Below are 15,825 nucleotides of genomic sequence, written 5' to 3'. Positions count from 1 at the left end.
TAAAAAGCATCAAAAAAAATGCAAGCCAAAATTGACCAGTTGCTTAGTTTGTTTTGCCCGAATAGCCAGTTAATAACAATCCGTATGACGATTTTCCATCATTATGCGCCATTTTTACTGGCAGATAGTCGAGTTTAGGTGCTAACCAGAATACGGTATTACGTTCAGGTTTATCGTGCTGCATGACCACTTTAATGGCATTAAATGTACCATAAGGTGTTTTGACACTTTCGGTTCCTTGCTTCACAAAACGGCGTTCATCCAGCGCTTTGGCATCTGCGATCAAATATTTGCTTTTCAGGGAGTTATTTTTCAAATCTTCACGGATTTGCAACTCGGCATTGAGCTCATCCAGCGCGCCTGCCTGCCATGCAAATGAACGGGTCTGATCATCCTTCTTGGTATTCACAACTTTACTGCTTGGATTAAAGTTAATACTCATCGTATTGCTGTGAATCAGGATCTTGCTGCTACGGCTAAAGTTTTGTGAGGTAATTTTGTTATTGGCAAAATTAAACTGACTGGTTTCAGAGGCAGAAGCAATCGCACCAGCTTTGGCACTGAATTTATACGTCCAGTTATTGCCTTGTTGAGAAAGGGTACGTGTTGCAGAACCTAAATTCTTATTGTTGTAGCTAAATTGATAGCTGGCCTGGAAAGGAGCCATTGCCAATGCATGACTAGATAAGCTTGCACTTAGAATGGCCGCAGAGGTAATACCCGCTACTTTCAATAATTTCTTGGTCATAACATTCTATCCTCTGAGTGACCTTGATAAGTCAATCACTCAATTATCACTACGATTTAAGACTATTATGCTTGTAGATTGTGAAGAAAAGATCAGGCTTTTTACTAAGCGCTTGTTAATTTTTCGTATAAATCATGAAGTTGTGTATATGCGTGGTATGCGTTATGGTGCAACATACCACCGAGCAATCGATTTGCTATTTGTTTGGGTCTTTTTGTTGAATTGGAGTGACTTCAGTATCTTCCAGACTGTCTTCATCAAAGTCATCATCGTTTGACGGTGACAGAATTGCGGCCAGATTGACGTTGCCCCACACAATAAGTTCTGCTGGGCGAACACGGGCACGATTCACATGCACTTTGCTCAGTGTTTCGATAATACTTGCTTTTTTGCCTAGCCAACGGTTGAGGTCCAGATAAAGTAAGTCATCTTTAACCTTTACGATGTCAAAATGTTCCAGAATTTTACCTAGTGGATCTTCTTCACGGAATTTCTGGTAATACCAGATGGCAATGTAAAAGCCCCATTTTTGAAAGATATTCTTAAATTTTGCTTCTATCACCTGAGTGTTGCTGATCTGTTCAAACACCATCAGTTGTACGTTCTGATTCATTTCCATCTGAATCAGTTTCAAGTCGACCGAAAGCGTGGTATGTAAGCCTTTCACATCCAGTGTCGTATATAAGCGTAACCAGCCATCATATAAATCGGCATGCAGGTCTTGCATCATGTCGACATTTTCGGTGACATAACGTTCCATGGTTGCATTCACAAAAACTTGTGAAAGCGAAAACTCTCTTTCTTCTTCGATGAATTCTTCTGCTTTTTGGTAAACTTTACGTAGACGTTTAAAAACGGATGAGATTAGCGTTTGCATAAAAGTTGTTCCAGAAAGTGAATTGATAGGTCATGCAATGCCACGATCTTTGTATTAACTAAAAAATAAAAATAAATTTCTAACTTGCAGTGTAGCAAAATTAATTGCTACATTTTCATAAAATGATGGTATGGAAACACTGTAACTATAAGTGGATCACATTTTTGTAAAATTTTGAATATTGTTTTGGTTTTTATACGGTTATCACCGTTGGGGATGGGACATTTTTTGTCGCTTTAATACCATGTGGAATAAAATAAATTTTCGTTCAGCGTTGTCTCCTTATTGGTGGCAAGATCCAGTTTTTGTGGGTGCAGTTGCTTTGGCAATGCTGCTGCATGGAGCGGTGTTGGCTATTCATTTTACCATGCCATCTCCTTCAGACACCTCAACCAAAGAAATTGCAGTCACTGTGCGTCCAAGTACGGATAAAGTCAAAGATGCTGATTTTCTGGCACAGGCAGATCAACACGGTTCGGGGGATTTCCGTCAAGCGCATCGTATGGCGAGCGATATGCCAGCGCCCATGCAAGCAGATGCGACAACAGGGGAGGCTGAGCTAGAAAGTCTGGAAAAAGTTCAGCAAAAACGTGAACTCAAGTTTGAAGAAAAAGTGTTGATGACTGTTTTAAGCTGGCAAAAACAGGCCGAACAAAGCGAACGAAAAAAGACTCTGGATGATTTACAAAGCCAGTTTCAGGCCAAAGCCGCAATGGTGGCCAGTTTAGAGGCGCAATATTTACAACGTCAGCAAAATTTTAGCCGCAAACAACGCATTAAAACAGTAGATGGTATTCAGGCCAAACAAGATGCATCCGCTGCCTATCTGGATAAATTTCGTCAGAAAGTCGAATTGTATGGCAACCGTTATTATCCTGATGAAGCAAAGCAGCAGCGTTTAGCGGGGGAAGTCCGTTTAATGGTGATTCTGAATGCAGAGGGTGGGATTCGGGCGATTCGTTTAATCGAAAGTTCGGGGCATTCCGTTTTGGATGACGCTGCCAAAGCGTCAGTGCGCCGTGGTGCACCATTTGGAGCATTTGATGCAGCGATGAAAAAGGATATTTCGGAGTTGCGAATTATACGGACTTGGCGTTTTGATCCCGTCGATGCAGAGTTTGAAGTGCATTAATGATCTTTAGATGAATAACATACTGAATAAAATGTTATTTCTTATCTTCGGTTAGAGAAGAAATAATAAAAAACGGCTAGATTTAGCCGTTTTTTAAAGAGGTTTGTGGATAAGTTTGTATTTATTCACAATTCCTTTTGACTGGAATAGGCACGTTCAATCTTACAGATTTCAACACTAAAGTCCTGATACCATTTCTCTTTACCCAAGCGCTGAGCCACTTGATGCTCTGCATCTTGTTGCCAACGTTTAATATCTTCAAGGCTATGCCAGTAAGACAGGGCAATTTCAAAACCATTTTCACTGCATGCTTCAAACTTGGCACAGTTAAATTGGCTTAAGGCTTTATTTCTGAGCATTTGTGCCATTTCTGAATAAGTTGTATCGAGTGCTTTAATCGTGGCTTTAAAAATAACGATATACATAGGACCTTGGATTAGCTTTCATCAGCTTGGTAAGGATTGGCGATACCCAGTTTTTTCAGAATCTCAATTTCCAAAGCTTCCATTTCTTCAGCTTCGGCTTCACTGGTCTCATGGTCATAGCCGAGTAAATGTAAAATGCCGTGAACCAGTAAATGAGTGAAATGATCATTTGGCGTTTTTTGCTGTTCAGCAGCTTCTTGTAAAACCACAGGAATACAAATCACTAAATCGCCGAGTGGCTCGGCATCAAGTAAGCTGAGCATTTCCTCTGGGATGTCACTTGGGAAAGACAAGACATTGGTGGGTTTGTCTTTTTCACGATATTGCAAATTGAGTTCATGGCTTTCTGCGAGATCAACACAGGCAATCCCAATTTCACAATTGACATCGAAACCGACATGACGTAGTGCAGTTTCGATATTTTTTTTGATTTGACCACGTTTGAGTGGCAATTCAGCAGCTTGAAAGTCTTGTTGAAGACTTAAATTGATTTTCAAAATAGATCCTTAGATATAAATTAGATCTACGAGCTTAGATTGAGTCTAAGAAATGTAGATAAAGATCATGGTGGAATCGTGCCACATTCTCATCCATTTGCTGGATAAGCCTTCGGCGCGACCTACTTTTGTTTTGGCAAAAGTAGGCAAAACCTGATTTTACATTATTGTAACGTTAGATCCGCATCCTTCATTCACAGCATAGCTGTTCATTTTGCGCTCAGACAAAGCATAGCTTTGTTTATCTTCGCTCAGGTTACGAATGACAGCTCCGAGTATCGAATTAGATTAATATTATTTAATGCTGAGCATCAGCTTTCTCATCATTTTCTGCAATCAGTGCTTCTTGTTTTGCTTTGCGTTCGGCGCGGGCTTCAGCTGACAAGCGTTGCTGTTCGCTGTCCCAGCCTTCGTAAGCTTCAACAATTCTTTGTACCAGTTGATGACGAACCACATCTCGCGAGTGGAAACGGGTGATATGAATTTCATGTACATTTTCAAGTACACGTAATGCATGAGCCAAACCAGATTGCTGACCGCGTGGTAAGTCAACTTGAGTAACGTCACCTGTAATCACTGCACGAGAGCCAAAACCTAAACGGGTGAGGAACATTTTCATCTGTTCAGGCGTAGTGTTTTGCGCTTCATCCAAAATAACAAACGAGTGATTGAGGGTTCGTCCACGCATATAAGCGAGGGGAGCAACTTCAATCACTTGGCGTTCAATCAGTTTAGCCACTTTTTCAAAGCCCAGCATTTCATACAGGGCGTCGTAAAGTGGGCGCAAGTAAGGGTCGATTTTCTGGGTAAGATCGCCCGGTAAGAAACCGAGCTTTTCACCTGCTTCAACTGCTGGACGAACTAGCAGGATCCGCTGAATTTCATTACGTTCCAGCATATCAACCGCAGCAGCGACCGCCAGATAAGTTTTACCTGTCCCTGCGGGGCCAATACCGAATGAAATATCACTTTGTAGAATACGTTGTACGTAGCGTTTTTGATTGGCGCCACGTGGGTTGATGCGCCCTTTGCGGGTCTGCAACCAAACACTATCAAGGCCAGTATGCTCTTGTTCTGAATCATCCATGAGTTCACGGTCGGTCTGTGAACCCTGAATCATCAAATGAATCACATCGGCACTGATTTGTGAGGAAATTTCTGATTCTTGATAGAGCCGTTGCAATAGTGCTTCGGCTCTTTCGACTGCTTCCATATCACCATCGAGATAAAAGGCATCGCCACGGTGAGTAATTTTGACATCTAAACGTTGTTCGATTTGTTTTAAATGCCCGTTATACGCACCGAGCATGCTTTTCAATCGTTCCAATGGAATTTCAGGGAACGTTACTGTACGTCGAATCGCTGCAGTCAAGATAAACCCTTTTTGTTGCTTTGTAGGAATAACCCTTACATTACGCCACGTCAGGTTCAAGATTCAAGAGTTCTCCGTAAACTAAATTTAAAGTTTTAATTTCAGTGATCTCAATCTCTGCAAAACGACCAACCCACGTTGCATCACCGATAAATGTCACTAAACGTGTATTGTCCGCCGTACCCATTAAAACATTTGGATCTTTATCAGATACTTTTTCAATCAAGACACGCTCAATTTTACCTAGCATGGCATCCGTTTTATCGATACTTGATTTCTTAATCACTTCTTGTACTTGTGCAAGACGATCTTTTTTCACTTGCTCAGGTGTACTGTCTGGTAAGTCTGATGCAGGTGTTCCTGGACGTTTTGAATAAACGAAACTATAAGAATGATCGAAATCTAAATCTTTAATGAATTGCAAGGTTTCAGCAAAGTGTTCATCAGTTTCACCCGGGAAACCGATAATGAAGTCACTCGATAAATGCATATCTGGACGTACTTTGCGTAGCTTGGCAATTTTATCAATATAAACATCAATAGTGTGGTTACGCTTCATTGCTTGTAATACATCGTTTGAACCACTTTGTACTGGCAAATGTAGATGCGAAACCATTTGTGGTAAATCACGGTAGCACTGAATCAGATCATCTGAAAATTCAAGCGGATGAGAGGTGGTATAGCGTAGACGACCAATTCCAGGAATTTCTGCAACTAAGCGCAATAATTCAGGGAAGGTACAGATGCCACCTTCGAAGGTTTCACCGCGATAACCATTCACGTTTTGACCCAGTAAGCTGATTTCACGCACGCCTTTTTCAGCTAAGCCCGCAATTTCAGCCAACACATCATCGAGTGGGCGCGAAACTTCTTCACCACGTGTATAAGGAACTACACAGAACGAGCAGTATTTAGAACAGCCTTCCATGATAGAGACAAATGCCTTAAAGCCTTCTACGCGTGGTTCAGGCAGGAAGTCGAACTTTTCGATATCTGGGAAAGAAATATCAACCAGTTTGATTTTTTCTTTCTTTGGCTTTTCCACTTGCTCATTATGCTGATCCAGCATTTGTGGTAAACGGTGCAAGGTTTGCGGACCAAAAACCATATCGACATAAGGTGCGCGTTTTTGAATGTTGTCACCTTCTTGAGAGGCAACACAACCACCGACACCAATCACCAGATCAGGATTTTTTTCTTTAAGTTTACGCCAGCGACCTAAACCACTGAAAACCTTCTCTTGCGCTTTCTCACGAATCGAGCAGGTATTCATGAGCAGAATATCAGCATCATTAGGATTGTCAGTGAGCACATAACCATGCGAATCACCTAACAAATCTGCCATACGATGACTGTCATACTCATTCATCTGACACCCTTGCGTTTCAATATATAACTTCTTAATTGAAACATCAGCGGTGTGCATTGGCTGGGTAACAGTGTTTTCTGAGGCAGCTTTTACAGCACTGGGAATGAATGTTTGAACCGTCATGCAGGCTCCTAAACAAGGTGGATTTAAATAAACCGCGGATTATAGCAGTATTTTTAGTTGTGCGCAGAGAATAAAAAACTGACAAAAATGGACAGTTTGTGAATAAAATTGTGTGAATTTTAATGAATATGAATCAGTAATTTACATAACACAACAATAGTGAGAAGCTAGACTTATTACACTATGTAAGCAGGCAAAATTGGGCATAGATATTGATGAAGATGAAAAAGCAGTGTGATTTAATAACAACAGGAAGACGTAAATCGAATAATAAGAACAGTTTCCGTCGTTTTATTGCCATGAGTGGAATGATTGCCTGCTCGTCGGTCTATGCTTTAGATGAACAATTCAATGATGCTCTACGTGCTGCCAATTCGGGTAACACGGCTCTGCTCGACCAATATCAATATGAAATGCAGAATGATGCATTGGGTTATTATCCAGAATACTGGAAACTTAATACCAATCTTGGCTTTCAGCCTGCCACATCCATTATCAGTTTTGCTCAGCGTTATCCGCAATCAGCGATGGCTGAAAAACTTGCGGCCGATTATGTCGAAGAAAAAGTCAAACAGGCCAGCTTTGCTGATGCCAAGCCTGTATTGAGCTATGTCACCAATCCAGATCAGGAAGAAAGTTGTGCGGTGGCACAAGTGCGTGCCAAGACGGGCGATAGTCTGGTTTTTGCTGAATATAAAGACATCTGGTTAACCACCAATACTCAACCTGAATCATGTAATGGCTTAGGTCGCTTAATGTTGTCTAGTCCACTCATGACATCACAGGATCGTCAGCAACGTTTGTGGGGACAGTTACGTGCAGGCCAGTCTGGTCAGGCCGTTGCAACCGCCCAAACCATGGGTTTGAATCTTTCACTGGCTCAGTTTAACCAGATACAGGCCAATCCATTGGGCTATTTGTGGAGTGCACCTAAGTCTAATGATGCTGATTATGCCTATCTGATTTTTGCTTTAGGCCGTGTGGCAGATAGTGACCTAACCAATGCGTTAGGAAATGTGCAACGCGTTGTTCAGGATGTGCCTCAACCTGTACAGAAATATCTATACCGTACTATTGGTTATGTGGGCGGTACGACCGTGATGAAAAATGGTTTTAACCGTGAAGTACTCAATGCTTTCGATCAAAGTTATGGTTATCCGTTTAGCCCTGAAGAGGCTGAAATTTATGCGCGTCAAGCGATTCGTTTCGGAGCTTGGGAAAGTCTGATTCGTGCCATTGATGCGATGTCGGTGACACAGAAGCAGGAAGACCGTTGGCAATACTGGTTAGCGCGTGCATCTGAGCAACGTTCAGATGGTGGCTCAAAGCAGGCTGCTCAGCAGATTTATCGTAAGCTCGCACAAGGTGGCGATGATTATCATAATTTGTTAGCCAAAGACCGTATTGGCGAACGCTATAACCATCAGCCTTATAATGAACAGCCGAGTGCCCAAGATACTCAGCGCCTCAATCAAAATATTCATTTTAGACGTGCCTTTGCGCTAAGAAATGTCAATGCACCTGCAACGTATACCAACCGTGAGTGGAACTGGGCTGTTCGACAGGCTTATTTGCAACACGATGATGGCTTGTTACTGGCGGCTGCAAAACGTGCACATGACATGGGCTGGTATGATCGTGCCATTTATGCGGCTGACCGCACCACCTCTCGTCATAACGACACCTATCGTTATGCAACACCGCATCGCAGTAATGTCACCAGCCATAGTTACAATGCTGGTATTGATCCCGCTTGGGCGTATGGTTTAATGCGCCAAGAAAGTCGTTTTGTGACTTCTGCTCGTTCGCATGTGGGTGCAGGTGGCTTAATGCAGATTATGCCAAACACCGCAAAACTGATTGCACGACAAATGGGTGAAACCTATAACCCTGCGGCATTAAGTGAAATGAATACCAATATTCGTTACGGTACTTATTACCTTTCAATGATCCAGAGTCAATTGAGTGGTAGCTCGGTATTGGCAACTGCTGGCTATAACGCTGGCCCGAATCGTGCACGCCGTTGGCAGCCAGATATTCAGACCATGGCAGCAGATCAGTACACCGAAACCATTCCATTACTGGAAACACGTGACTATGTGAAACATGTCATGACCAATGCGACACATTATGGTGTAGTGCTGGGGCAGGGTGCACAGTCGTTAGAAAAACGGATGAGTACAATTCCTGTGCGCAATAGTCCTTAAACACACGAAGATGTTTAATTGAGATAATGAAGTTTTTGCATTTGATGAAAGCAGTCGACTTATTTAAAGGGCAGTGGAAAAGAGCTATACAGGCATTGATCTGTTATCTGGCTCTATCATTCGCTGCACCATTATATGCAGCTGATAAACAGGATGTTGCAGGTTACGTCATGCATGTGCAAATGACACCTGCTGCTTGTTCCTTTGATTCATCAAGACAAAAACAACGTAAATGTCTAGAAGGTTATTCGCTTACCATTGCCAGTTTGCTGCCCGAAGTATCTCCAAATCGGGATTGTTCCACTAAAACATCTGCAAGACTATCTCCTTTGCAAGCGAAAGTGGTTGCACGGGTCATGCCTGATGAAAATGCACGGGTGCAATTATGGCAAGATGTTGGCGGTTGTATGCCAATGAATGCCAGCCAATATTTTAGAACGATTATTAATTTTGCTGAACGCTTGAAAATACCTGCTGATTTGACCAGTCCAAATACCATTGAAGTACAAAAAGAAAGTCTTAGACAGCAATTTACCAAGCTTAATCCATCGTTGCCGCCAAATGGCATTCGTTTTACCTGCCAATCTTCAAAATTTAATTCGGTTTTGACTGAAATTCGTGTCTGTTATCAGAAAAATGGGCAATATAAACAATGTGCTAGCCATATTGTGACAGGCTGCCCAAGTGAGTTTACGATTAAAGGCAGTTATTAGGCTTTTACCTAGTTTGATTTGTATTTTCTATTAGACTTTCGTTGAAATTCATTCTCTTTTACATGCATATGCATTCGCTTTAGAGTACAATCTTTGCCGTTTATGATAATTCGGTTGAATAACAATAAAGTTCAATCGTGCTAACGCATCTCATTGGAGAATATCACATGAAGCAACCCGTTCGTGTTGCCGTTACAGGCGCTGCTGGTCAAATTGGTTATAGCTTATTATTCCGTATCGCAAGCGGTGAAATGTTAGGTAAAGATCAACCAGTCATTTTACAATTGCTTGAAGTTCCTTTTGAGAAAGCTCAACAAGCGCTTAAAGGCGTGATGATGGAACTTGATGACTGTGCTTTCCCATTATTGGCAGGCATGATCGGGACTGATGATCCTAAAGTTGCATTTAAAGATGCTGACTATGCGTTATTAGTTGGTTCTCGTCCACGTGGTCCAGGTATGGAACGCGCTGACTTATTAAAAGTAAATGGCGAAATCTTTATTGGCCAAGGCCAAGCATTGAACGAAGTTGCTAGCCGTGACGTTAAAGTATTGGTTGTTGGTAACCCAGCAAATACAAATGCTTATATCGCAATGAAATCTGCTCCAGATCTTCCAGCGAAAAACTTCACAGCAATGTTACGTCTTGACCACAACCGTGCGTTGACTCAACTTGCTCAAAAAGCAGGTGTTGCAGTTTCTGATATCGAAGATATGACTGTTTGGGGTAACCACTCTCCAACAATGTATGCTGACTACCGTTTTGCAACGGCAAATGGCGTAAGCTTAAAAGACAAAATCAATGATGCGGCTTGGAACAAAGATGTGTTCCTTCCAACTGTTGGTAAACGTGGTGCTGCGATTATCGAAGCGCGTGGTTTGTCTTCAGCTGCTTCAGCTGCGAATGCTGCAATTGACCATATGCGTGACTGGGCGCTTGGTACAAACGGCAAATGGGTAACTATGGGTATTCCATCTGATGGTTCTTATGGTATTCCAGAAGGCGTAATGTTCGGTTTCCCTGTAACAACTGAAAACGGTGAATACAAAATCGTTCAAGGTTTAGAAATTGACGAATTCAGCCGTGAGCGTATCAACTTCACGCTGAATGAGCTTGAAGAAGAACGTGCAGCAATCGCTGACATGGTAAAATAATTTATCAGTTTGATAAATTGAAAAAGCACTCTCCCTGAGAGTGCTTTTTTTATACATAGCACACAAAAAACAACAAGAAAATATAGACATACCTAAGCATGTCCGATGCATTTACTGATAAATTATTTTGATCGGAAGCACTGTATGGAGAATAACAATGTTTGAACAGCAACCCACATTAGAACTTTTATTTGAGCAACTTGGGCTTGGGGCAGATGAAGCAGCAATTGAAAGTTTTGTGAAAGCACATCAGCTTAGTGCGGATCAGAAATTGCATGAGGCTGAATTCTGGAGCGCGGGTCAGCGAGATTTTCTAAAAAGTCATTGGGACAAAGATGATGAATGGGCCATTGTGATTGATGAACTGAATCAACAGTTGCATGTAGACAGTACCAAGTAATGATTCAATAAAAATAAAGCTCACATCAGTGAGCTTTATTTTTTATAAGGGCTGTAAACCAGTCTTCTTGACGTGCTTGATTAAAAGCAGGGTGGAGTTGTAATAACTCTAAATCATGATCCAAGCAAGATACGTATTTCGTTAGCCAATGTCGTGTTAATGCGAGTTCTTGCTTAGAGGCCGAAGCGTAAGCCAAGAAGAAATAAATATCTAAGTGTTCTGTATATGCCAAAGGCTTTAAGATCTGCTGAGTAATGAGGGCAAAACGTTGCTCTTTAGTCAGCTCGAAATAAATCATATAGGCTTTGGCCAAATATAATGACAGATTGAGATACAGGCTTAATGGCATTTCGTCATATTCAATTCGTGCTTGTTCCAGCAGTACGATTGCTTCCTGTAAGAAGTGTAATTGTTCCTGACGCACATGACTGAGTACGACCAGCTGTAAACGCAGGTCAGCACGCTCTAAAGCAAGTTCAGGGCTATTATTCTCTAAAAAGAGTTGGTCAGTTTCACCAATTCGTGCAATGACTTGTTTCGTCTCGTTCGACATGTATTGATCCAGAATCGTCAGTTATGCCTAGGTATATAAGGCTGTTTTCAGGAATTTAAAGGGCTTAGCTCTGATTCCAGATTGAGCCTCCACTGCGTAACCATGCAGTAATCGACAGGCGCTGTTGTTTTGAGCGTAGAACCTCATGCAATAAATCGCTCTGGAAAATCGCCAGACGATTAGGCGAGGGCTGGATAATATGCCATTGACCATTTTTATCCTGCAAACGTAATTGACCGCCCCAATCTTCTTGCCAGCTTTCATGCACATAGAATACGGTGGAAATCATCCGGTCATTTTTTTGTTGAGGATTGTCACGATGTAAAGCATAAAATTCACCCGCGTTATAGCAGGCAAAATGTGCTTCTACTTCTTTGATCCCAAGATAAAACGCTTGATTTAAAGCTTGTGAGAACTCTTCTAAAGCTTTGATATGCTGTTGGGCAATCGGTAACTGACCATCAATCCAGAGAATATGATCACTACGAATATGACTGACAACGCCGTTTTGTACTCCAGCTGCTCTGAATTCAGCAAGATGAGAGGTGCATTCATGAACAAGAGATTGTACATATTCATTTGAATAGACATCATCAATTAAGGCAAAGCCAAATTCATTTAAATCATCCAGAATTTGGTCTAGATTCCATGATTCAGCAAGAGAGGTTCGTTGCATAGAACTCCAGTTCTGTTGGTTTGATTGCAGTATGATTTTAGATGATCACATCAACGCTAAAGAATAGTTGAGGGGTCGCTGATATTTCAACCATGCCTTGCGTTATAAGCTAAAACGACATAAACGAGGCATGGAACGTAGGCAATGGCGATCCCATTGTCAAGTTTCATAACGAAGTTTAGGGCAGTTTTAGCTATAACCCTTCGGGACTGCGACATTTTTTGCTACTTCGGCGTTATGCTTTTCTTATTTAGAATGCTAAATTTCGAAAACCATGCCTTGTATCAGCTAAAAAATGTCAACAGTCGCAAGCATCTGTGAAATGTCATCGGCCCCTATTTTCATGTTAAACTATCCTTTGAATTGAGGAATAATTGTCAACATGAATTACCGTCACCATTTCCATGCAGGTAACTTTGCCGATGTTATGAAGCATGTACTTTTGCTTCAACTGCTTGCTCGCTTAAATGCTAAAGATAAACCTTATCGTTATATAGATACCCATGGTGGTGCCGGTAAATATGATTTATCGACTTCTGAAGCACAAAAATCAGGTGAATTCTTAACGGGTATCCATCGTTTGGTTAAACTTGACGATTCGATTAAACGTAATGCGCCTGAAGGTGTAAAGCAATATCTTAAAATTGTTGAAGATATGCGTGCGGGCTCGGGCAAAGGTGCTTATCCAGGTTCACCGTGGTTTGCCCTTGAAGGCATGCGTGAAATGGATAAAGCGACTGTGTTCGAAATGCAGCGTGATGTGTTTCAACAATTATATTTTAATATTCGCGATAAACGTGCGGGCTTGCATGAGCGTGATTTCTATGAAGGCCTGATGGGTGTCATTCCACCTAAAGAAAAGCGCGGTTTGGTCATGATTGACCCACCTTATGAAATCGAGCGTAAAGATTTCCCGCAGTTGGTTGAATTACTGCAAACAGCACATAAAAAATGGCCAACAGGTGTATTCGCTGTTTGGTATCCAATCAAAGATCGCGCGATGATTGACCGTTTTGAAAAGAAAATGTTTAAAACGGGTATCCGCCGTCAATTGATTTGTGAAATTTGCGTATGGCCAGATGACACACCAGTTGGTTTGAATGGTTGTGGTTTATTGGTAATTAATCCACCTTGGAAATTCTCGGAAGATGCGGATCAAGCATTACAATGGTTATTTCCACATTTACGCATGAGTGAAAATGGTGGACATGCTGCTGTGCGTTGGTTGGTGGGTGAATAACCCATCAACGTCCAAAGATTCTCGAGGAATTGAAAATAATGACAAATTCTCTTAAACCTGATTCTGATTTAAATAAAGATGCTCATTCTTTTGATGGCATCACTTTTGAAGTAGAAGAAGAAGAGCATACGCACGAAGGACAAAAAGTGAAACGTCGTGGCATTTATTTGTGGCCTAATTTAATTACAACAGCTGCACTTCTTTCTGGTTTCTACTCAATTATTGCGAGCATGAATGGCAATTTTAACCAAGCGATCTATGCAATTTTCTTGGCTGCATTGCTTGATGGTTTAGATGGTCGTGTTGCACGTGCAATTGGCGCACAAAGTGCATTTGGTGAACAATATGATTCACTTTCTGATTTATTGGCCTTTGGTGTCGCACCTGCAATCTTGATGTATAGCTGGAGTCTGCACGATCTTGGGCGTATTGGTCTGGCATGTTGCTTTATTTATACCGCTTGTGCTGCATTCCGCTTGGCTCGCTTTAACGTACAGATTGGTGTTGTGGATAAACGTTACTTTATTGGAATTGCTAGTCCGCTTGCTGCTGTCACTGTGATTTCATTGGTATGGGTCGGTCGTGATTTCCCATTTATCTTTGATTTAAGAGACATTGTGATTCAGGTCATCAATGCTGTTGTGATGGTTGCCGTTGGTCTGTTGATGATTTCAAACATCAAATACTATTCATTTAAACAAATGGATCGTAAACGTGTACCTTTTGTCGTGATGTTGCCTGTAGTCTTGATTTTTGCTGCAATCACGTACAACATTCCTGTAGGGATCCTGATTGTATGTATTCTCTATGTACTCTCTGGATTTGTAACGACCTTATTTGCCAAAAAGAATGATGAAAAAATAACAACTTAAAATTCAGGAGGTTCAGTATGCCAATATTGATGAGTAATAATCAATTAAAGCAGCTGAACCTCAATAAGTCAGATGCTTTAACTTTTCACCCGCCTAAAGGCCTTTTTAAAATTGTTTATCAGGCATTGATCCTGCCAAATTTGCCTGAGCCTTTTCATTATTTCAATTTTATTAGCCTGATTGGGCAGCCTCGTATTCCGATTTGCTATAACGCCAGTGCCATTACCACAACCGCGATTGATACAGCTACTGTTTTGGTCAGTAGCAGCGCATCAACTGTAGGGCATCTAAAAAGCTATAGTGCAAAAGAACAATGTCAATTAGAAGTAGATCGTTACCAGTTTCTTGATGTCGATCATATTCAGGCCGATTTTCCCAACTATTATTTTAAACGTAAAGATGACGAATTAAGTTGTCAGCTCAAAGTGAAAATCTGCACCGACATTGAAAATCATTCGGCTCTGCAATGGGGAATAGCCGACTACTGGTATGTTTCTTGCCAATGCGAAGGTGAAATCATTTATAAAAAACAAAAATACCAAATCGAAGCATTAGGCGTTTTAAAGCATGCCAGAGCAATTTATTTCCCTTTTATTGCTTTCCATTTCTTCACTTACCAAATTATTCAGATCAACGCTGACTTGCAAATCATTTTGTCTGAGCTCAGGAATCAATGGAATAACATCATTTTTTCACGGATAGAAATACAAACAAAAGAGGCAGCTACTCTCTATGAGCAGCAAGTCGTTCTGGATATCACACGGGTTTATCCGAAAGTCAAAACACCGAATGGACGTGAAATGTATTTGCCACGAGAGTTTATTTGGCAGTATCAAGAAAAAAGGGAAGTGATTTTTCAGTTACAAGCCAAAAGTAGAGGCGATTATAAATTTGGTCTCGCTGCAGGCTATGTAGGCAGTTTTAATTATCGACTTTTATGGAAAAATAAAAACTATGAGGGCTCTGGATACTGTGAATATATCGATTGTCGACCATTACACTGGCAAGAAAAAAATAAAACTGAGCAAATAATCGACCAAATTCCGCATTTTCAGCCTTATTTGTGTAAAAAATAGACGCTCGGTAAGATAATTCCAATAAATTTAAAAAAGGGTGTTGCATTGGATTAGGAATGCTGTAGAATGCACATCCATCGGCGGTGATGCAGATAAAAACTTGTTGAGAAACAAGGATTTGGCTAGATAGGTTGGATTCTTGGGTTGATTGATAAGTTTTAAAAATATCGAAATTACCTGTTGACTTTGAAGAAATTTAGAGTAATATAGCCGACCTAGCTTGATGATGACGAATCATCGAGAAGATCATTAAGAGAATAGAAGAACAACTTGTGTGGATTTTTACTGGTTGATCAATCGAAAATATTTCATTGATTGAATGGTAGAAATTTCTCGAAGTTTATTTGAGCGAATTTTTAGTCAGAAAATTGATGAGCCAAGATTTGTAGCC

At 41.1% G+C, this 15,825-nt stretch carries 16 protein-coding genes; 8 read left to right on the top strand and 8 right to left on the bottom strand.

From position 1 onward, the window contains the following. Window positions 1-43: 43 nt before the first annotated feature. Together PJ15_RS12195 and PJ15_RS12190 are read right to left on the bottom strand one after the other, a co-directional pair. Window positions 44-748, bottom strand: coding sequence for a DUF3108 domain-containing protein (locus PJ15_RS12195; RefSeq protein WP_005255301.1), 705 nt, complete (start codon window positions 746-748; stop codon window positions 44-46). A 196-nt stretch (window positions 749-944) separates the two neighbouring features. Beyond that, a complete protein-coding gene (locus PJ15_RS12190) occupies window positions 945-1,625 on the bottom strand; it encodes a hypothetical protein (RefSeq protein WP_047431195.1) in 681 nt (226 codons plus the stop codon). 244 nt (window positions 1,626-1,869) lie between these two features. Here PJ15_RS12190 and PJ15_RS12185 point away from each other — a divergent pair, with 244 nt between their 5' ends. Beyond that, window positions 1,870-2,757, top strand: a complete 888-nt coding sequence (locus PJ15_RS12185; RefSeq protein ID WP_047431193.1) for an energy transducer TonB — start codon at window positions 1,870-1,872, stop codon at window positions 2,755-2,757. 125 nt (window positions 2,758-2,882) lie between these two features. Here PJ15_RS12185 and PJ15_RS12180 read toward each other — a convergent pair whose 3' ends face one another. The 4 genes from PJ15_RS12180 to miaB all read right to left on the bottom strand — a co-directional run bounded on the left by PJ15_RS12180 (window position 2,883) and on the right by miaB (window position 6,543). Beyond that, window positions 2,883-3,182 carry an antibiotic biosynthesis monooxygenase family protein gene (locus PJ15_RS12180; protein ID WP_047431190.1) on the bottom strand — a complete coding sequence of 100 codons (300 nt, stop codon included), beginning with the start codon at window positions 3,180-3,182 and terminating at the stop codon, window positions 2,883-2,885. An 11-nt stretch (window positions 3,183-3,193) separates the two neighbouring features. Next, window positions 3,194-3,679, bottom strand: a complete 486-nt coding sequence (ybeY, locus tag PJ15_RS12175) for an rRNA maturation RNase YbeY (RefSeq protein WP_047431188.1) — start codon at window positions 3,677-3,679, stop codon at window positions 3,194-3,196. A gap of 298 nt (window positions 3,680-3,977) precedes the next feature. Continuing rightward, window positions 3,978-5,051: a PhoH family protein gene (locus PJ15_RS12170; protein ID WP_047431185.1), complete on the bottom strand. Its 1,074-nt coding sequence runs from the start codon at window positions 5,049-5,051 to the stop codon at window positions 3,978-3,980. 40 nt (window positions 5,052-5,091) lie between these two features. After that, a complete protein-coding gene (gene miaB / locus PJ15_RS12165; protein WP_004774314.1) occupies window positions 5,092-6,543 on the bottom strand; it encodes a tRNA (N6-isopentenyl adenosine(37)-C2)-methylthiotransferase MiaB in 1,452 nt (483 codons plus the stop codon). A 299-nt stretch (window positions 6,544-6,842) separates the two neighbouring features. On the opposite strand from miaB, the gene PJ15_RS12160 reads away from it, so the two are divergent. The 4 genes from PJ15_RS12160 to PJ15_RS12145 all read left to right on the top strand — a co-directional run bounded on the left by PJ15_RS12160 (window position 6,843) and on the right by PJ15_RS12145 (window position 11,017). Beyond that, window positions 6,843-8,750 (top strand): lytic transglycosylase domain-containing protein, encoded by a 1,908-nt coding sequence (locus tag PJ15_RS12160; RefSeq protein ID WP_171248599.1) that lies wholly within the window; start codon window positions 6,843-6,845, stop codon window positions 8,748-8,750. A gap of 26 nt (window positions 8,751-8,776) precedes the next feature. Continuing rightward, window positions 8,777-9,463, top strand: coding sequence for a ribonuclease I (locus PJ15_RS12155; RefSeq protein WP_047431178.1), 687 nt, complete (start codon window positions 8,777-8,779; stop codon window positions 9,461-9,463). 167 nt (window positions 9,464-9,630) lie between these two features. Then, window positions 9,631-10,617, top strand: a complete 987-nt coding sequence (locus tag PJ15_RS12150) for a malate dehydrogenase (protein WP_004655942.1) — start codon at window positions 9,631-9,633, stop codon at window positions 10,615-10,617. 157 nt (window positions 10,618-10,774) lie between these two features. Further along, a complete protein-coding gene (locus tag PJ15_RS12145; protein WP_005255278.1) occupies window positions 10,775-11,017 on the top strand; it encodes a DUF2789 family protein in 243 nt (80 codons plus the stop codon). A gap of 25 nt (window positions 11,018-11,042) precedes the next feature. Here the strand turns inward: PJ15_RS12145 and PJ15_RS12140 are convergent, their stop codons facing one another. Both PJ15_RS12140 and PJ15_RS12135 read right to left on the bottom strand, forming a co-directional pair. Beyond that, window positions 11,043-11,570, bottom strand: coding sequence for a hypothetical protein (locus tag PJ15_RS12140; RefSeq protein WP_047431172.1), 528 nt, complete (start codon window positions 11,568-11,570; stop codon window positions 11,043-11,045). 64 nt (window positions 11,571-11,634) lie between these two features. Further along, window positions 11,635-12,246: a 2OG-Fe(II) oxygenase gene (locus tag PJ15_RS12135; RefSeq protein WP_047431170.1), complete on the bottom strand. Its 612-nt coding sequence runs from the start codon at window positions 12,244-12,246 to the stop codon at window positions 11,635-11,637. Window positions 12,247-12,628: 382 nt separating this feature from the next. Between PJ15_RS12135 and PJ15_RS12130 the strand changes: the two genes are divergently transcribed. The 3 genes from PJ15_RS12130 to PJ15_RS12120 are packed head-to-tail and all read left to right on the top strand — an operon-like array spanning window position 12,629 to window position 15,434. After that, window positions 12,629-13,486 (top strand): 23S rRNA (adenine(2030)-N(6))-methyltransferase RlmJ, encoded by an 858-nt coding sequence (locus PJ15_RS12130; RefSeq protein WP_004774321.1) that lies wholly within the window; start codon window positions 12,629-12,631, stop codon window positions 13,484-13,486. A 38-nt stretch (window positions 13,487-13,524) separates the two neighbouring features. After that, on the top strand, window positions 13,525-14,358 hold the full coding sequence (pssA, locus tag PJ15_RS12125) for a CDP-diacylglycerol--serine O-phosphatidyltransferase (RefSeq protein ID WP_004774322.1): 834 nt from the start codon (window positions 13,525-13,527) through the stop codon (window positions 14,356-14,358). A gap of 17 nt (window positions 14,359-14,375) precedes the next feature. Then, window positions 14,376-15,434, top strand: a complete 1,059-nt coding sequence (locus PJ15_RS12120; protein WP_047431166.1) for a DUF6670 family protein — start codon at window positions 14,376-14,378, stop codon at window positions 15,432-15,434. Window positions 15,435-15,825 lie beyond the last annotated feature (391 nt).

This window comes from Acinetobacter sp. neg1 (assembly GCF_000788125.1).
GTDB classification, from domain to species: Bacteria; Pseudomonadota; Gammaproteobacteria; order Pseudomonadales; family Moraxellaceae; genus Acinetobacter; species Acinetobacter vivianii.
Note: the sequence above shows the minus strand (reverse complement) of the source record. Positions and strands in the feature narration are given on the sequence as shown.